This is a genomic window from Arthrobacter gandavensis, from assembly GCF_015355785.1.
Lineage (GTDB): Bacteria > Actinomycetota > Actinomycetes > Actinomycetales > Micrococcaceae > Arthrobacter_B > Arthrobacter_B gandavensis_A.
On the sequence record NZ_JADKYW010000005.1, the window covers coordinates 396,226 to 412,981 of the forward strand.

16 protein-coding genes are annotated in these 16,756 nt (G+C 65.4%); all 16 read right to left on the reverse strand.

Annotated elements, in window-relative coordinates:
• Positions 1 to 18: 18 nt before the first annotated feature.
• On the reverse strand, positions 19 to 1,095 hold the full coding sequence (gene tsaD / locus ITX31_RS06875) for a tRNA (adenosine(37)-N6)-threonylcarbamoyltransferase complex transferase subunit TsaD (RefSeq protein ID WP_194782724.1): 1,077 nt from the start codon (positions 1,093 to 1,095) through the stop codon (positions 19 to 21).
• The gene (gene rimI / locus ITX31_RS06880; protein ID WP_194782725.1) at positions 1,092 to 1,598 is read right to left on the reverse strand and encodes a ribosomal protein S18-alanine N-acetyltransferase; all 507 of its coding nucleotides are present in this window, start codon (positions 1,596 to 1,598) and stop codon (positions 1,092 to 1,094) included. Before rimI ends, tsaD begins: the two co-directional genes overlap by 4 nt.
• On the reverse strand, positions 1,598 to 2,266 hold the full coding sequence (gene tsaB, locus ITX31_RS06885; RefSeq protein ID WP_194782726.1) for a tRNA (adenosine(37)-N6)-threonylcarbamoyltransferase complex dimerization subunit type 1 TsaB: 669 nt from the start codon (positions 2,264 to 2,266) through the stop codon (positions 1,598 to 1,600). Before tsaB ends, rimI begins: the two co-directional genes overlap by 1 nt.
• 63 nt (positions 2,267 to 2,329) lie before the next feature.
• Positions 2,330 to 3,145 (reverse strand): hypothetical protein, encoded by an 816-nt coding sequence (locus ITX31_RS06890; protein WP_194782727.1) that lies wholly within the window; start codon positions 3,143 to 3,145, stop codon positions 2,330 to 2,332.
• Positions 3,138 to 3,548: a hypothetical protein gene (locus ITX31_RS06895; protein ID WP_194782728.1), complete on the reverse strand. Its 411-nt coding sequence runs from the start codon at positions 3,546 to 3,548 to the stop codon at positions 3,138 to 3,140. The genes ITX31_RS06890 and ITX31_RS06895 overlap by 8 nt, the downstream gene beginning before the upstream one ends.
• 35 nt (positions 3,549 to 3,583) lie before the next feature.
• Positions 3,584 to 3,925: a hypothetical protein gene (locus ITX31_RS06900; protein ID WP_194782729.1), complete on the reverse strand. Its 342-nt coding sequence runs from the start codon at positions 3,923 to 3,925 to the stop codon at positions 3,584 to 3,586.
• Positions 3,904 to 5,073, reverse strand: coding sequence for a hypothetical protein (locus tag ITX31_RS06905; RefSeq protein WP_194782730.1), 1,170 nt, complete (start codon positions 5,071 to 5,073; stop codon positions 3,904 to 3,906). Before ITX31_RS06905 ends, ITX31_RS06900 begins: the two co-directional genes overlap by 22 nt.
• Complete coding sequence (locus tag ITX31_RS06910) at positions 5,070 to 5,384, reverse strand: DUF6507 family protein (RefSeq protein ID WP_194782731.1); 315 nt, start codon at positions 5,382 to 5,384, stop codon at positions 5,070 to 5,072. The genes ITX31_RS06905 and ITX31_RS06910 overlap by 4 nt, the downstream gene beginning before the upstream one ends.
• 123 nt (positions 5,385 to 5,507) lie before the next feature.
• Complete coding sequence (gene tsaE / locus ITX31_RS06915; protein ID WP_194782732.1) at positions 5,508 to 6,053, reverse strand: tRNA (adenosine(37)-N6)-threonylcarbamoyltransferase complex ATPase subunit type 1 TsaE; 546 nt, start codon at positions 6,051 to 6,053, stop codon at positions 5,508 to 5,510.
• Positions 6,050 to 7,255 (reverse strand): alanine racemase, encoded by a 1,206-nt coding sequence (gene alr / locus ITX31_RS06920; RefSeq protein ID WP_194782733.1) that lies wholly within the window; start codon positions 7,253 to 7,255, stop codon positions 6,050 to 6,052. The genes tsaE and alr overlap by 4 nt, the downstream gene beginning before the upstream one ends.
• Positions 7,256 to 7,289: 34 nt before the next feature.
• Positions 7,290 to 7,739 carry a GNAT family N-acetyltransferase gene (locus tag ITX31_RS06925; RefSeq protein ID WP_194783549.1) on the reverse strand — a complete coding sequence of 150 codons (450 nt, stop codon included), beginning with the start codon at positions 7,737 to 7,739 and terminating at the stop codon, positions 7,290 to 7,292.
• Between the two features lie 65 nt (positions 7,740 to 7,804).
• Positions 7,805 to 8,851: an L-glyceraldehyde 3-phosphate reductase gene (gene mgrA, locus ITX31_RS06930; RefSeq protein ID WP_194782734.1), complete on the reverse strand. Its 1,047-nt coding sequence runs from the start codon at positions 8,849 to 8,851 to the stop codon at positions 7,805 to 7,807.
• 48 nt (positions 8,852 to 8,899) lie between these two features.
• Entirely contained in the window at positions 8,900 to 10,669 is a 1,770-nt protein-coding gene (gene treZ / locus ITX31_RS06935; protein ID WP_194782735.1) for a malto-oligosyltrehalose trehalohydrolase, read from the reverse strand.
• The gene (gene treY, locus ITX31_RS06940) at positions 10,666 to 12,978 is read right to left on the reverse strand and encodes a malto-oligosyltrehalose synthase (protein ID WP_194782736.1); all 2,313 of its coding nucleotides are present in this window, start codon (positions 12,976 to 12,978) and stop codon (positions 10,666 to 10,668) included. Before treY ends, treZ begins: the two co-directional genes overlap by 4 nt.
• Positions 12,975 to 15,161 (reverse strand): glycogen debranching protein GlgX, encoded by a 2,187-nt coding sequence (glgX, locus tag ITX31_RS06945; protein WP_194782737.1) that lies wholly within the window; start codon positions 15,159 to 15,161, stop codon positions 12,975 to 12,977. The genes treY and glgX overlap by 4 nt, the downstream gene beginning before the upstream one ends.
• A gap of 54 nt (positions 15,162 to 15,215) precedes the next feature.
• Complete coding sequence (locus ITX31_RS06950) at positions 15,216 to 16,754, reverse strand: NAD(P)H-hydrate dehydratase (RefSeq protein ID WP_194782738.1); 1,539 nt, start codon at positions 16,752 to 16,754, stop codon at positions 15,216 to 15,218.
• Positions 16,755 to 16,756 lie beyond the last annotated feature (2 nt).

Below are 16,756 nucleotides of genomic sequence, written 5' to 3' on the forward strand. Positions count from 1 at the left end.
ACACAGCCACCCCCACCGCTACGCAGCAGGAAGGTGAATGCTGGTCACAGGCTGCGAAGGATCCGGCGTGAAGTCCACATCGGAAGGCTCTCCACCAGCCATGACAATCTGTGCACCCAGGGCAGCGACCATCGCACCGTTGTCAGTGCACAGACGGATCGGAGGAACCCGAAGCGCAATCCCGGCAGCAGCACAACGCTCGGCAGTCAGCTCACGAAGACGCGAATTGGCAGCAACACCGCCACCCAGCAGAAGGTTCCTAATCCCCTGCTCAGTACAGGCAAGCACGGCCTTGGACGTAATCACATCCACAACAGCTTCCTGGAACGAGGCAGCAATATCCGCAACCGGAAGCTCCTGGCCAGCAGCTTCATGCTGCTCCACACAACGGGCAACAGCAGTCTTTAAACCGGAGAAAGACCAGTCATAGCGGTGCGGACCGGGAGCCTCGGAAGTACCCATGTACTTCGGCTGGGTCAGTCCGCGGGGAAAACGGATAGCCTTCGGATTCCCCTGCCGGGCAAGCTTGTCGATAGCCGGACCACCGGGATATCCAAGACCCAGAATCCGGGCAACCTTGTCATACGCCTCACCGGCAGCATCATCAATGGTGGAACCAAGAAGCTGGACATCCGTGGTCAGGGACCCAACGCGAAGGATCTCCGTGTGGCCGCCGGAAACCAGCAACGCACCAAGGTTCTCGGGAAGCTTGCCGCCGTCAAGAACACCAACACCCACATGCGCCACCAGATGATTGATCGCGTACAGCGGTTTGCCCGTAGCCACAGCCAGGGCCTTCGCAGCGCAAACACCAACCATCAAGGCACCGGCAAGACCGGGTCCGGAGGTCACAGCAATCGCATCGATGTCCTCCAGCGTTACACCGGCCTCACCCAGGGCCTGGCGCAGGGTCGGAACAAAAGCATCCAGATGCGCACGCGAGGCGATCTCCGGAATAACGCCGCCATATCGGACATGCTCCTCCATCGAGGAAGACACGGCATTGGTCAGCAGGGTATCGCCGCGGACAATACCGACACCGGTTTCATCGCAGGAGGATTCGATGCCAAGCACCAGAGGTTCGGTGCGGTTCATTGGACGTCCTTCACAGGGTTGGATTCGCGCACCGGAGCCCCTTCCCAGGAGGAAAGCTCCAGACGCATAATCAAGGCATCCGCTCCGTCCCGGTAGTACCTCGGACGGACGTGGATCTGTTCAAAGCCAAACCAGCGGTAGAGCCGCTGCGCCCGGGGATTGTCAGCGCGCACTTCGAGAAGCACGTCATCCGCACCCCGCTGTTTAGCCTCATCAATAAGGGTTGAGAGAAGCCTGGAGCCCGTTCCGGCACCTTCATGGGCTCTGTCCACGGCAATGGTCTGCACATCCGCGATGGGCAGTACGCACATCAGCCCGGCATATCCGATCACTCTGCCGTCTGAGTCCTCGGCAACATAGTACGAACGGGTATCGCGCTGGCGCAGTTCGTCGTAGAACATCTCGGTAGGCCACGCATCAACCGGGAACATTCCCTTTTCCAGCGCATCCACAGCCGGGATGTCGTCCTCGGTCATCGCCCGGATCACGGCAGGCTGCCCCATCACAGTGCGCGCTTCCGCGGACCGGGCACCTTGGCATCGGATTCACGAAGATAGAGCGGCAGGTCCGGAAGCAGCTCCAGTCCACGGACCAAACGCACGACGGCGGTGCGCCCCAGCGCCTCAGCCGTCGGCTGGGCTGCGGCAAAGTCCTGCACCGTGCGCAGCTCCTCCGGATACAGTCCTGCACCTGCACCGTATGCAGGCAGATCCGGAACCTCAGACGGGGCAGAAACATGCGGCCCGTCGAGGAGTTCGGCAGTGCCGCCGGTACTGCGGTAACGCGCCCAGTAAACCTCTTTGCGCCGGGCATCTGTAGCCACAACGAACTCATCCACTCCGGCGCGCCACGCGTCCAGGGCAGCGTCCACGGCAATGGCATCCAGGCTCATGACCCCGTGCAGCGGCTTGTTCCAGGCGAAGGCAAAGGTGCGCGCCGTGGCTATGCCCGACCGCAGCCCGGTAAACGGCCCGGGACCCACACCCGTGACAATCGCATCGACCCGATCCCCGGAGACACCGGCGTCGCTGAGGAGCCTCTGGATACCCGGCGCCAGCACCTCCGCATGAGATCTGGTGTCCTCGGTAGCGAAGGCCGCAAGCGTGTCGCCCTCACCGTTGAGAAGTGCCGCGCTGGCTATGGCAGAGGTGTCGATGGCGAGGATAAGCACGGTGTTCAGTTTACGCCGTTGCCCGCGGCTCCCCGTGCGGAAGGTTAGCTGCCGGACAAACGGTCAGGGCAGCTCGGCGCTGACCGTCTGCAGCAGCCCCCTGTACGCCTGCGCCGAGGGCCAGGGCTTCAGCAGCAGACCGCTCGCGGTGTTCACCAACTGCCAGGTGCCAGCGGACCCCGCCTGGATACCGGTTGGGAGGCCAGTGCGTCCCCCCACCTGCTGCCAGATAAACCACTCCTGCTCCCACATGTGCCGGACCGCTGCGTCCGCCTCGTCGGGAAGAGGAACCACCGTACCGGACGCGCCGGACATCCGTGCCTGCGCAGCCGCCGGGGATACGTTTACCTCAGCGTCCAGGAGCCACGAAGGTCCCAGGCCGAGCCACGCTGCGAGCGCGGGGAAAAACTGGTCGAGGGAAAGGAAATCAACCTGCCGCTGGCCTGCCTCTGCCTGCTCCCCCATCCGCAGCCTGGCACCTGACGGTCCGGCCAGTACAAGGACACCTTCGCTGCCCAGCGCGCCGTAGAACGCAGACTTTCCGCCGCCGCTGCCCGCGGTAAACTGCACGCTGCCTGATGTGCCGCCGAGCGGTGAAACGACAAGCCGGCCTTCGGCCGTCAGCCCGCCCCTGCCCGTTGCCAACCCGGCGGCGACGAGCTCTTCCAAGCCGTCCTGGGCGCTGCCTAAGCCGAAGCGTCCCAGCTTGCCTCCCCTGCCCAGCAGGAGGAGGACGTCCTGGGCGGCCGGGGTAAGCCACGGGCCCTCGGAGCGGAAATCCTGCGTCGCTGCCAGCCCGGACAGGGCTTCAAGCGGTTCACCCGCCTGCTGTGATGCGAAAGGCTCAAGGCGCGGCTCTGCCGCCGGAAAGTCACTCATCGCCGGTTCCCTCCGTTGCTGCAACGCTGCCCGCCATGACCGAGAAGGCGTTGTCATAGGCAGGGAGCTGGGAAGTCCTGCAGGTGGCTGTACAGGTAGTCAGCAAGCCGTCCCGGAGGTGGAACCACTGCTGGACATGCAGGACCGCCTCGGACGTTTCGTAGGTGTACTCAATCCAGCGGCCTTCGGCGCCGCTGTAAGGCCAGAGGTTCCAGCTCAGCACCTGGGGAGATTCAAGGGCGGCGAGCACGCCGGCTATCTCCTGGGTTGCTGCCCGGCCCGCCGTCCCCTCAAACGGACGCGTGCGCAGGGTCAGGCTGGGCCGGAACCCGCCGGTTGACGGCGCCAGGACCAGCGCCTCTGCACCCGCTTGGCTGGCTTCCCAGCCGGACGGAATTTGCATTGACACACAATCAGCAATAAGGATGTCCATCGGGTTCACGCGGTCCGCGCTTTCGCGTGCTCAGCCATTTTGACCCATCGGGGAAGCATGAAGCGCGGGAGCCATACCAGGCTCATGAGGAAGGTCCAGATTCCGCCCAGCATGAGTGCCAGCAGCACTCCCAGGAGGGGCCGGGGCAGGGAGTCTCCGTCCACATCCCACAGCAGCGAACCGGTTAGCAGCCCTATGCCGCCGTAGAGCATGCCCAGGGCGGGATAGGCCTTCACTTTCGGCAAGAGTCCCGGGTGCCCGAGCCATGTGCGCCAGCGGCCGGTGTAGGCGCGCCATCCCATGACCAGCACCACGAGTCCCAGGATCAGCCCCAGAATGAATCCCATAGATCCTTGGCCTTCTTTCCTATCTTTTCTCCGACGCCGCTGCCAATGATGCCGCCGGCAATGCCACCCACAATACCGCCGGCAACCGCACCAGCGGCCGTTCCCACCACGGGGATCCAGCTGCCAACAACACCGCCGACGACGGCGCCGCCCTTCGCTCCTGCCCAGGCGCCGCCGGCGCCTGCGGCCAGGGAAGCGCCTCCAACAATCGCAACGTTCTCCGTCACGGACAGGGCCCGCTGGCTGGCCGTCCAATCCGGATGTTCAATCAGGTCCGAGTTGAACTGTTCACTGCCCTGGTCCCAGGCGGTTATCCCGGCGTCCAGGACAAACAGTCCGCGTCCGCCCCAGCGGGCCCAGGCAGGTGGAGTAGCTGCTTCGGCATTGAGACGAAGCTCAGGGCCCGGACGGGCGAAGCCGTCGTCCGGGAACGGGACACGGGTCAGGTCCACTGAGCGCTCAACAGGAATGAGGATGCCTGACGGAGACCTGGTATAGCGCACACCGCCGTCGACCACTTCGTAAGGAATGTTCTCCAGCCGCAGTTCCGCGGCGAGGTCGCCGCTGACATCAACGGTTTGGCGGACGTGCAGCTGTGACTGATGGACGTGCTCCAGCACGGTGTCCGCCAGGGACGTGGTGGTACCGAATCCGGTGCTGCCCAGGATTCCGCTGTCCGGCAGCAGGCCCGCCGCTGCGCGGATTGAACCGGCGCACCGGTCCTCTGCTTCCGCATATTTTCGGCATAACTCCTGAACCCGCAGCTGCAGGGCGGCAACCTCCGCTGCCCGGCTATCCGGGTCGGTGTCCGCGTCCGGCGGGGCACTGCACTGGCCGGAGAGCGCAATCAGGTCACTGGCCTGCTGCCTGAGGGCCCTGGCATCCACGGCGAAATCCACCAGGGCTGTCCGGATCAGGCCGGTGACGGTTTCGGCCTCATTCCCGAATGCCTGGACCTTGTCGAAGGCACCGTACGCTGTCTCCGCTTCCGGTGCACTGTAGACCGCGCCCAGCCCCAGCCAGATTTCCCGGCTGGACGTGGCGGTGCCTGAGGCATCCGTCCCGGCGGAAGCAATCAACTCTGCTTGGCGTTCAAGCTCCCCGGCCTCCGCGAAATCCGGGAGTGAGGAGAAATCCACGGCGGTCATCCAGCCTCCGCTGCGTTTGCCTGGGCGCGGGCAGCCATGTCAAGATCGGCGTCCCGATAAGCGTTCAGTGCCTCGTGAAGGGACGAGCAAGCGGTCTCAGCGCGATTCCTGGCGTTGGCGATCAGGAGTGCGGCGTACTGCTCGTACGCCGCCTTTAACGCATCTCCGACGACGGCGCTGCGCGCGGCAGCCTGTGCCCCTTCCGCTGCCTCCTGCAGGCTTCTGGCCGCCTCGGCCAGGTTAGCGGCTTCCTCGGCGGTGCGGTTCACCACAGATCGTGCCGTTGCCACGTCAATGTTCCAGCTGGCCATGTCCCTCCCCCAAAGCGATATCCGGTTGCGTCTTATCGTATCCGGGGCCCGGACGCAGCTGCGATGGGGAGAACTGCCCATCGCAGCTGTGTATCCAGTCAGGGGGCCCGTTTGGGAGCCCGCTTAGGGAACCGGCACAGGGCCGGCCGCCCAGCGCGGACCGTACCCGGCGATCCGGATGGTCCGTTCCTCGTCGTCGTCTTCTGCCGAGAAGTCGGTGACCAGCTCGCCTGCTCCGGCGGATTCTCCGCCGGTGGCACGCAGCAGGGTGACTTCAAGGCGGCTCTCGGAGAGATGCTCCACCAGGCCATGCCCCCACTCCACCACTGTGACGGAAGAATCCAAGGTGTTTTCGAGGTCGATGTCGTCGATCTCGGCAGCAGACCCGAGCCGGTAGGCATCCACGTGCACCAGGTCCGGACCGGCGCCCAGCGCGGGATGGATGCGCACCAGCACGAAGGTGGGGGAAATGATTCCTTGCCTAACCCCCAGGCCTTCGCCGAGCCCCTGCGTAAACGTGGTCTTCCCCGCGCCCAGCTCCCCCGTCAGGAGGAGCAGGTCCCCGGCTCGCAGCGCGCCGCCTAGTGTGCGGGCCAGTTCCTGCGTCTGAGCAGCGCTGGAAGTCTTGTACTCAAGCTCCCATGCCGGAACATCACACCCGGCTGTCACGGCAGCGCTGCCTGTGCGTCCTGGTCGAGGCCTACGGCAGTGTCTGCCGCCCCCGAGTCGATGTAACTCCGGGTCACGCGTCCGCTGATCCGGGTGATGATCTCATAGTTGATCGAGCCGCTGGCCTGGGCCCACTCGTCCACGCTCGGGTAACCGGACGGCCCGAAGAGAACCGCTTCCCTGCCCAGGAACGTCTCCGGGGTACCTGCCACACCCGTGCGGCCCAGGTCAATCACCATCTGGTCCATGGCAATGCGGCCCACTACCGGGAAGACCTCGCCGTCGACCATAACGGGGCCGCCTGTGGCAACGCGGGGAATCCCGTCCGCGTATCCCACCGGCACCAGCGCCAGGGTTGTGGGAGTGGCGGTGCGGTAGTGCAGCCCGTAGGACACACCCTGTCCTGCCGGGACTTCCTTGCAGTTGGCAATCGTGGTTTTGAGCGTCATGGCCGGAACGAGTCCCAGTTCCTGCGCGCTCTGGCCCGGGAACGGGGACAGCCCGAACATGCCGAGCCCCACCCGGACCAGATCGAAGTGCGAATCCGGGCGGGAGAGGACAGCCGGAGTGTTGGCAATGTGGCGCACCTCGTGGTCCACCCCTGCGTCCTCGGCCACCGCCACTGCTTCGCGGAACTTCTGCAGCTGCTGGTCGGTTTCCTGCCGTCGCGGCTCGTCGGCTACTGCAAGGTGGGAGAAGATGCCCACGACCCGGAGGAGGCCGTCTTCCTGGTACGCCAGCGCGGCGCCGACGAAGGACTCCCACAGTTCTTCTGGACAGCCGTTGCGTCCCAGCCCGGTGTCAATCTTCAGGTGCACCCGGGCAGGAACTTCCAGTTCGCGGGCTGCGGCCACCACGGCTTCAAGCTCCCAGCCGGAAACGCCAATGTCGACGTTCGCGGCGATGGCCGCGGAGAAGTCACTGTCTGCCGTGTGCAGCCAGGCCAGTACGGGCGCTGATACTCCCGCCGTGCGCAGGGCCAGGGCCTCGGAAATATGTGCCGTGCCCAGCCAAGAGGCTCCGGCGTCGATCGCAGCGCGGGCTACTTCCAGTGCGCCGTGCCCGTACGCGTCGGCCTTGACCACCGCCATAATCCGGGCGGGCTTGGCGATTTCGGCCAGGTGGCTGACATTGTGCCGGATCGCGGCGAGATCGACGACGGCGCTGCGCTCCGCCGCTGGGACAGTTTCGAGGTAGTTCACGGATCCATTCTTCCACTGCGTCCCCGGCAGCAAGTCACCGGCCCGGCTCCGCGAGGTGCTTGTGCATGATGTGCAGGCCGGTGAATCCGTGGACCGGGTGGGCGAAAGCTTCCGGAACTGTGGTGAGGATCCTGAAACCGAGGGACTGCCAGAGCGCGACCGCCCGCGTGTTTGTCTCGACGACGGCGTTGAACTGCATGGCGCGGTAGCCCTGTGCCGCGGCCCGCTCCAGCACGTGGGCGGCGAGCGCCCGGGCAATACCCCGGCCGCTCGCCCACCCCGCTGTCATAAATGATGCGTTGGCCACATGGCTGCCCGCGCCGGCGCGGTTGGGGTGCAGCTGCGCCGTCCCAAGGACCTCTCCGGCTTCCTCCGCGACATAGACATACGCTGGGCGGGGCTCAAGCCAGATGGACCGTGCAGCTTCTTCCGGCATGTCCCGCTCCCAGCAGTATGTTTCACCGCTCCGCACGATAGGCTCCATGACTGCCCAGAGGTCCGGCCAGTCTCCGTCCGCGGCTTCCCGAATCCAAGGTCCCAAGACTCGGCTCAGGCGTCGAGGGCGGCGGCCCACAGGTTGATGTCCGAGTCCTGGGCAAAGGTGTCGATCTCTGCGAGTTCCTTGTCCGTGAACCCGAGGTTCTGCACCGCTGCCAGGCTGTCTTCGAGCTGCTTGACGCTGGAAGCACCCACCAGTGCGGACGTGATGGAGTTGCCGTTGCGCTGCGGCCGCAGCACCCAGGCTATGGCCATCTGGGCCAGCGTCTGTCCGCGGGACTCGGCAAGACGGTTCAAGCCGCGGACCCGGTCCAGGTTCTCCTCCGAGAGCTGCGACGGGTCGAGGGACTTTCCGGCGGCGGCGCGGGAATTCTCCGGGACCCCCCCGAGGTACTTGCTGGTCAGCAGGCCCTGCGCGAGCGGGGAGAAGGCGATGGACCCCGCACCGGTCTCTTCAAGGGCGTGGAACAGGTTCGGATCGCCCTGTTCCACCCAGCGGTTGAGCATGGAGTATGAAGGCTGGTGGATCAGCAGCGGCGTGCCCATCTCTCGCAGGATGCGCGCGGCCTCAATGGTCTTTTCCGCAGAGTAGGACGAGATGCCCGCGTACAGTGCCCGGCCTGACCGAACGGCGGTGTCGAGCGCGCCCATGGTCTCCTCAAGCGGCGTCTCCGGGTCCGGACGGTGGCTGTAGAAAATATCCACGTAGTCCAGTCCCATACGCTCCAGCGACTGGTCCAGGCTGGCCAGCAGGTACTTCCGGGAACCCCAGTTGCCGTAGGGGCCGGGCCACATGTCATAACCGGCCTTGCTGGAAATGACCAGCTCGTCCCGGAAGGGCCGGAAGTCGTCCTTGAGGTGCCGGCCGAAGTTGGTTTCCGCGCTGCCGTAAGGCGGTCCGTAGTTATTCGCCAGATCGAAGTGCGTGACTCCCAGGTCAAAGGCCCGGCGCAGGATGGAGCGCTGGGTCTCGAACGGAACGTCGTCTCCGAAGTTGTGCCACAGGCCCAGCGACACGGCCGGCAGCTGCAGTCCGCTGCGGCCAACACGGCGGTACGGCATGGTTTCGTAGCGGTCTTCAGCGGGAGTAAAAGTCATGGCTCCATCCTGCCACCGCTGCCCTCGCGAATCGAGGAGGCGGTGTTGTTAGTCCTGGTTGATGTTTCCGGCGAGGATTGCCGCTCCGTAGGCAGGAAGTTCCACTCCGCCGTCGTAGGTCCGCACCGGTGCTGTCTCCAGCAGGACCTGCGCACCTCCGGTTACGGGAACAGGCAGCTCACGGGGAGAGTCGGCGAAATTCAGGGCAACGACGACGCCGCCGCGGTGAATGGTCAGCCAGCGCGATATTTCGTCAAAGTCCACGCTGATCTTCCGAAAGTCCGGTTCTGTCAGTTCCGGCACTGTCCGTCGCAGAATGAGCAGGTCGCGGTAGAGCCGGTGCAGCCGGGCATGCCCGTCATCTCCGACTTCGGACCAGTCGAGTTTTGAGCGCGTAAAAGTCTCGGGGTCCTGAGGGTCGGGAACCAGGGACGGGTCCCACCCCATCCTCTCGAACTCCGCGAGCCGCCCCTCAGCCGTAGCCCTGCCCAATGCCTCTTCCGGGTGGGACGTGAAGAACTGCCACGGAGTGGAAGCACCGAACTCCTCACCCATGAAGATCATGGGAGTGTTCGACGACGAGAGGTTCAGGACTGCGGCGAGTGCCAGCTGGTCATAGCTAAGGGCAGCCGTGTTCCGGTCCCCCGCCGCCCGGTTGCCGATCTGGTCATGGTTTTGCACCGCAACCACCAGCTGCCGCGGGGTGATCACTGACTTGTCCAGCGGCCGGCCGTGGCTTCGCTGCCGGAAGGAGGAGAAGCTGCCGTCATGGAAGTAGCCGTCGGTGATGACCTTCGCGATCGCCTCCAGCGAATCGAAGTCCGCATAGTACCCCTGGGTTTCGCCGGTGAGGTTGCTGTGCACAGCGTGATGGAAGTCATCGGACCACTGGCCCCCAATCCCGTAGCCGTTCAGCTGCCTGGGCGTGATCAGCCGGGGATTGTTCAGGTCCGACTCGGCGATCAGGAACAGGGCTCCGCCCAGGTCCGCCGAGAGGTCGTCCGTCAGGGCGGCCATTTCCTCCAGGATGTGGATGGCGCGCTCGTCCCGCAGAGCATGCACGGCGTCCAGGCGCAGGCCGTCTACGTGGTAATCACGGAACCACATTTCCATGTTGTCCAGGATGTACTCGCGGACCGGGTCCGAATGCGGACCGTCCAGGTTCAACGAATCACCCCACGAGGTGGCGCTGCCCTGCTGCAGGTACGGTCCGAACCGCGGCAGGTAGTTGCCGCTGGGACCCAGGTGGTTGTAGACAACGTCCTGGATGACCCCGATTCCGTGGGCATGCGCAGCGTCAACGAAACGCTGGTAAGCCGCTGGCCCGCCGTAGGCCTCATGGACCGCGTACCAGAGCACGCCGTCGTAACCCCAGTTATGGGTGCCGTTGAAAGCGTTGACCGGCATCAGCTCCACATACTGCACACCCAAATCCGCCAGATAGCCCAGTTTCGCCGCGGCCGCATCGAGAGTGCCCTCGGGCGTGAAAGTCCCGATGTGCAGTTCGTAGATCGCTCCGCCCGCCATCCCGGGAGAGACCCAGCCGGAGTCCGTCCACTGGAACGCGGAGGGATCGAAGGTCCGCGAGAGGCCGTGGACGCCGTCGGGCTGCCGGCGGGAACGCGGATCCGGAACCGGGGTGGTGGCGTCATCAATCAGGTACCCGTAGTCGATCTCCGTGCCGGGCGTTTCCGCGTCCAGTGCATGGTCGGCATGCCACCATCCCCCGGCCCCGGCGGCCATGGGCACCTCGCGTCCGCCCGCAAGCAGCCGCATGGACTGTGCCTGGGGAGCCCAGACGCTGAATTTCCTGCTCATGATTCCTCCTGGCGGACCAGCAGCGCCACGGGGTAGTACTCGAACAGCTCTTCTGCCTTCACGTTCCCGCCCTCGTGTCTCTTGCCGCTCAGCTGGTCCGTGTAGCTGCCGGAGGGGAGATGAACGGTCGTGCCCCGCCAGCCGCCTGCGGCCGCAAGCCCCAGGGGAAGCCGGGTCACCACGGACAGCGCACCTCCGCGGTCGAATCCAAAGACGTGCTCCGCTGCCGGCCCCTCAGTACCGAGGGCTGAATAGCCGCTGAAGAGTTCCGGCCGTTCCCGGCGCAGGCGCAGGGCCTCCCGGGTGACGCGGAACTTCGCTGCTCCCGACTCGTCCACCGGTCCGGGTGTGCCCTGTCCGGCTGCGGCCGCAGCCGCACGGAGCGAGAAGTCCACCGGGCGCCGGTTGTCCGGGTCCACCAGGGAGTGGTCCCAAAGTTCCGTCCCCTGATACACGTCAGGGACACCGGGCATGGTCAGCTGCACTAGCTTGGCGCCCAGGGCGTTGGTCCGCCCGGCTCCGGTGATGCGCTCGGCCACGGAGGACAGGAGGGCATTGGCTTCGGGGTGGTCATAGGCGCCGTCCACCAGCGCGTGGAGCTGCTTTTCGAAGGCTTCGTCCGGTGCGGTCCAGGCAGTGCTTTGTCCGGCCTCACGGGCGGCCTTCTCAACGTACGCGTGAGCGCGGTCGCGCTCCAGCGGCCAGGTTCCGGCAAGGGCCTGCCACACCAGGTCTGCCAGCGGACGGTCGCCCAGGGGCAGGATTTCCCCGAGGGCGGCCACGGCTTCGGTCCACTCGTGCGGGATCTCCGACAGGACGCTGATCCGCGCCCGGGTGTCCTCGCTGCGCTTGGTGTCGTGGGTACTCAGGGTGGTCATCGCCAGCGGGGCTTCCTGCTGGCGCACCATCATGGCAAGGTGCAGGTCATGCGGCTCCAGCGCAAAAATGGAGGGGTCGGCGCCAACCTCGTTCAGCGATGTGAGCCGGGAATAGCGGTAGAACGCGGTGTCCTCGACTCCCTTCGCCATCACCATGCCGGACGTTTGCTGGAACCGTAGGGGCAGTTCGCCCAGCCCGGCGGAAGACCCGCTGCCCTCACCGTGCAGCAGTGGCAGCAGGACATCGAAGGCCGGTTCGAGGTCGGGCCGCCGCACCCGGGCGTTCAGTCCGGCCTCCTCCAGGTACGCGGCGCCGTCGGGAAGATAGCTTCGGTACACGGGGAAGCAGGCCAGCAGTTCGGCAATCGCATCCGCAGCCGTCGGTGCATCCAGGCCGGAGCCTTCGGGCAGCAGCCGCACCAGACGCTGCACCTCGGAATGCAGCAGGCCATCAGCAACGGCCCTTTTGGTGTCGTGGATCATGTGGCGGTAGGGCTCGGCGTCGGAAGCGTCAGTGAGCACCGCCGCAGCCTGCGGGTCCACGAACAGCCGGTCCACCTCGGCGAGCGCGTCGTAGCCGGTGGTCCCGGCTACGGGCCAGCGTTCGGGAAGCTTCTCGCCGGGCTCCAGGATCTTTTCCACCAGGATGTAGGACCCGCCGGTAAGCTCGCTGAGCTGTTCCAGGTAACCAGCTGGATCTGCCAGTCCGTCCGGATGGTCAATCCGCAGGCCGTCTACCAGTCCCTCGCGGAACCAGCGTCCTACCTCGGCGTGGGTTTCTTCGAAGACCCACGGAACTTCCACGCGGACACCGGCCAGGCTGTTAACGCCGAAGAACCGCCGGTAGTTGAGTTCAGCGTCGGCACGGCGCCAGCTCACCAATTCGTAGTGCTGGCGGTCGTGGACCTCACGGGGCGTGTCTCCGGGCGCGTAGGTACCTTCGGAGATCGGGAACGACTGCTCGTAATAGTGCAGGGCACCGTCCCCGATCCGCAGTTCATCCAGCGCATCGCTGTTATCCCCCAGCACCGGCAGCCGCAGCCGTCCCGCACCGGCGTCCCAGTCGATATCGAAAGCCTCGGCATACCGGGATCCGCGGCCCTCCTGAAGCACCGACCACCACCACCGGTTGGCTGACGGCGTCGCGACGCCCATGTGGTTCGGAACAATGTCCACCAGCACACCCATACCGGCCTGATGGGCGGCATCCGCCAGCGCCTGCAGCCCTTCCGCACCACCGCGGACCGGATCGACGGTGGAAGGATCCGTGACGTCGTAGCCGTGCGTTGACCTCTCCTCCGCTGTCAGCAGCGGGGAGAGATAGACCCAATCCGCACCCAGGTCCTGCAGGTACGGGACCAGGGCGGCGGCGTCGTGCAGGGTGAAACCCTCATGCAGCTGCAGCCGATACGTGGAGCGGGGTGCCCTCATACCGCGCTCTCCCGGGTCCTGGCTTCGGCGAGCACCGCGAGGGACGCCGCAACGGAGTGGTCGTGGACTTCGTCTTCCTGCCGGTGGGCGCGCAGCACGATCATGGACTTGGCTGCCACCTCAAGCTTGCCGTCACTGCCGATGGGATCGGAGTCCGCCCCCTGCCCTGCGGTGTCGATGACCTGGTCCCAGAGATCCCCGTACTCCTGCGGAGGAAGGGTCACGGTCACGGCCTCGTCGGCCGCATTGAAGTACAGCAGGAAACTGTCATCCGTGATCGGCTGGCCCCGGCGGTCGTTGCCGCGAATGCCCTGCCCGTTCAGGAAGACGCCCAGGGAACGGCCCAGCTGGCTGTCCCAGTCCTCGGGCTTCATCGGCGACCCGTCCTCGTTGAGCCAGACAATGTCCGGAAGGACGTCTTCTTCGCCTCGCTCCACCGGGCGTCCATCGAAGAACCGCCGCCGGCGGAACGTCGGATGCTCGGCGCGCAGCCGGTTCACCGCGGCGGTGAATTCCATCAGCGGGGCATCCATGTTTTCCCAGTTGATCCAGGTCAGCTCGGAATCCTGGGCGTAGCCGTTGTTGTTGCCGTTTTGGGTACGGCCCAGCTCGTCGCCGTGGGAGATCATGGGAACGCCCTGGGATAGCAGCAGCGTGGCCAGGACGTTGCGCTGCTGCCGGGCGCGCAGTGACAGGACCTCCGGGTCATCCGTGGGACCCTCGGCGCCGCAGTTCCACGAACGGTTGTGGGACTCGCCGTCGTTATTGTCTTCGCCGTTGGCCTCGTTGTGCTTCTCGTTGTAGGAGACCAGGTCCCGCAGGGTAAACCCGTCGTGGGCCGTGACGAAGTTGATGGAGGCGACGGGACGGCGTCCCGAGGACTCGTAGAGGTCAGCCGAACCCGTGATGCGGGAGGCGAATTCACCCAGCGTCGAGGGCTCACCGCGCCAGAAATCCCGGACCGTGTCACGGTACTTGCCGTTCCATTCCGTCCACTGCGGCGGGAAGTTGCCCACCTGGTAGCCGCCCGGTCCGATGTCCCACGGTTCGGCGATCAGTTTGACCTGGGAGACAACCGGGTCCTGCTGCACAAGCTCGAAGAACGTGGACAGCTTGTCCACATCGTAAAACTCGCGGGCCAGGGTCGAAGCGAGGTCGAAACGGAATCCGTCTACGTGCATTTCCGTCACCCAGTAGCGCAGCGAGTCCATGATCAGCTGCAGGGAGTGCGGGTTGCCGACATTCAGGGAATTGCCGGTGCCCGTGTAGTCCATGTAGTAGCGCTTGTCGTCTTCCACCAGCCGGTAGTAGGCCGCGTTGTCGATGCCGCGGAAGGAGAGCGTGGGTCCCATGTGGTTGCCCTCGGCCGTGTGGTTATAGACCACATCCAGGATCACTTCGATGCCGGCCGCATGCAGGGCCTTGACCATGGCCTTGAACTCCTGGACCTGCTGTCCGTCCTCACCAGTGGAGCCGTAGGTGTTCTGCGGGGCGAAGAACCCAATGGTGTTATAGCCCCAGTAGTTGGAGAGGCCTTTTTCCTGCAGCGTTGAATCGTTCACGAACTGGTGCACGGGCATCAGCTCGAGTGCCGTCACACCCAGCTTCTCCAGATGCGCGATCACGGCGGGGTGGGCGATGCCGGCATAAGTGCCGCGCTGCTCTTCGGGCACCTCGGGGTGCAGCTCGGTGAGGCCCTTGACGTGGGCCTCGTAGATCACGGACTGGTGGTATTCAGTGCGCGGACGCCGGTCACCGTCCCAGTCGAAGAACGGGTTGACCACCACGGCCTTCATCATGTGGGGCGCCGAGTCCTCGTCATTGCGGGAATCTTCGTCGCCAAAGTTGTAGCCGAACAGGGATTGGTTCCAGTCAATCTGGCCGGAGACAGCCTTGGCATAGGGGTCCAGCAGCAGCTTGTTGGGGTTGCAGCGGTTGCCCTGTTCAGGGTCGTTCGGTCCGTCCACTCGGTAGCCGTACTTCTGCCCCGGAACCACGTGCGGCAGATAGCAGTGCCACACGTAGCCATCCACTTCGGTGAGTGAAATGCAGGTTTCGGTGTCGTCGTCGTCAAACAGGCAGAGATTTACTGAATCCGCGACTTCACTGTAGAGAGCGAAGTTCGTGCCGTTTCCGTCGTAAGTTGCTCCCAACGGGTAGGCATCTCCGGGCCACACTTCCATTCAAAGCTCCTCGCTGCGTGGGTAGCAGGCAAAATACTATGCCTGCTTACTTTTCTACAGTATGCCAGCTTCTCCGGGCCCCGGACGCCACTGTTCCATGGCCGAGACCACCCGGCGGATGGCTTCGGGAAGAAGCGATGGCTGCACCGGGCCCTGTTCAGCGGCGAGCCTTCCGGCCCGGCCATGGATACTGGCCGCCGCCGCGGCCACCGCTGCGTAATATCCGGCCCGGTGGGAAGACTCCCGGGCGGTGGAGAGCATCGCCCCAAGGATGCCGGAGAGGGTGTCCCCGCTTCCCGCCGTCGCCAGCCAGGGAGTGGCGTCCGCCTGGCTGAAGACAGGGCCGGCGGGTGCTGCGACCAGTGTTGCCCATCCCTTCAGGAGGACTGTTGCACCGGTCAGGGCTGCAGCCGTCTGCACCCACGTGAATGGATCGGCTTCAATCGTTTCCCGGTCTGTCTTTTCGCCGAGACGGTTCAGCAGCGCGGTCAGTTCACCGGCATGCGGGGTGAGAATCACCTGCTCGCCGGCTCCCGGCTCGACGGCGGAGAGCGCATCAGCGTCAATCACGCACGGCAGGCCTGACGCCATTGCGTCCACGGCGCGGCGGCGCTGCGCCTCATCCGTACCTGCGCCGGGTCCGGCGACCCAGGCCTGGACATGTGTGAGGGGAACGGTGCTGTCCGCGCAGACAACCTCCGGATGCGCCTGGTTGATGAGCCGGCGCACCGGCTCCGGCCCCAGGTAGCGGACCATGCCGGTTCCGGTGGCCAGCGCAGCGCCGGTCGCCAGTACGGCCGCCCCCGGATAGGTGTCAGATCCGGCCGCGATGCCGAGTACTCCCCTGCTGTATTTTTGGTCCCCGGCCGCGGGCCGGGGCAGCATGGCCGCAATGTCCGGCGCCTGCAGCCGCCTTACTGCCGGTGTTCCCAGATATGGGGTGATTCCAATGTCGACTATCTCGATGCGTCCAGAGGCTTCCGCGCCGGGTCCGGCGACGAGGCCGGTTTTCATGGAACCGAAAGTCACGGTGACGTCGGCACTCAGGTGTGGTCCGGGAGCCCGTCCCGTGTCCGTGTCGATGCCGCTGGGCAGGTCGCACGCGACAACGGCGGGCGCCTGTCCGCGGCGCAGCCTCGCAGGTGACAGGCCGGCCAGATGGACTGCGGACCCCCGCAGGCCTCCCTTCCCGCCTGTGCCGAGAATTCCATCCAGGACCACATCCGAGTCTTCACAGAGGCGCCTGGCCTCCCCAGCGTTATCTTCGCTGAGCTCCAGTACCCGTCCACCACCGGCCAGGAACGCTGTAAGGGCACCGGCGTGCGCGGAGGATGACGTGAGGACTGCGGTGGCTGCGCAGCCCCGGCGGAGCAGCCGGGCTGCGGCGTAGAGCGCATCTCCCCCGTTGTTGCCCGCGCCGGCAAGGACTACGCAGGAGGCACCGTAGATTCGGCCGCGGCGTTCTTTGAGCAGCGCGGCGGAGACCGCATAAAGCCCGTGAGCCGCCAGCTGCATAAGCTCCGCGTCAGCACCGGCATCCAACAGCGGACGCTCGGCTGCCCGGACCGCGGTCCCGGAGTACGCACTCATCATGC

Coding starts and splice junctions, on each gene's coding strand:
- ITX31_RS06905 (WP_194782730.1), bottom strand. CDS start 5,073: ATGACCGCCGTGGATTTCTCCTCACTCCCGGATTTCGCGGAGGCCGGG.
- treZ (WP_194782735.1), bottom strand. CDS start 10,669: ATGAGCAGGAAATTCAGCGTCTGGGCTCCCCAGGCACAGTCCATGCGG.
- ITX31_RS06895 (WP_194782728.1), bottom strand. CDS start 3,548: ATGCAAATTCCGTCCGGCTGGGAAGCCAGCCAAGCGGGTGCAGAGGCG.
- treY (WP_194782736.1), bottom strand. CDS start 12,978: ATGAGGGCACCCCGCTCCACGTATCGGCTGCAGCTGCATGAGGGTTTC.
- ITX31_RS06925 (WP_194783549.1), bottom strand. CDS start 7,739: ATGGAGCCTATCGTGCGGAGCGGTGAAACATACTGCTGGGAGCGGGAC.
- ITX31_RS06890 (WP_194782727.1), bottom strand. CDS start 3,145: ATGAGTGACTTTCCGGCGGCAGAGCCGCGCCTTGAGCCTTTCGCATCA.
- ITX31_RS06910 (WP_194782731.1), bottom strand. CDS start 5,384: ATGGCCAGCTGGAACATTGACGTGGCAACGGCACGATCTGTGGTGAAC.
- ITX31_RS06950 (WP_194782738.1), bottom strand. CDS start 16,754: ATGATGAGTGCGTACTCCGGGACCGCGGTCCGGGCAGCCGAGCGTCCG.
- rimI (WP_194782725.1), bottom strand. CDS start 1,598: ATGGGGCAGCCTGCCGTGATCCGGGCGATGACCGAGGACGACATCCCG.
- mgrA (WP_194782734.1), bottom strand. CDS start 8,851: ATGACTTTTACTCCCGCTGAAGACCGCTACGAAACCATGCCGTACCGC.
- ITX31_RS06900 (WP_194782729.1), bottom strand. CDS start 3,925: ATGGGATTCATTCTGGGGCTGATCCTGGGACTCGTGGTGCTGGTCATG.
- tsaD (WP_194782724.1), bottom strand. CDS start 1,095: ATGAACCGCACCGAACCTCTGGTGCTTGGCATCGAATCCTCCTGCGAT.
- glgX (WP_194782737.1), bottom strand. CDS start 15,161: ATGGAAGTGTGGCCCGGAGATGCCTACCCGTTGGGAGCAACTTACGAC.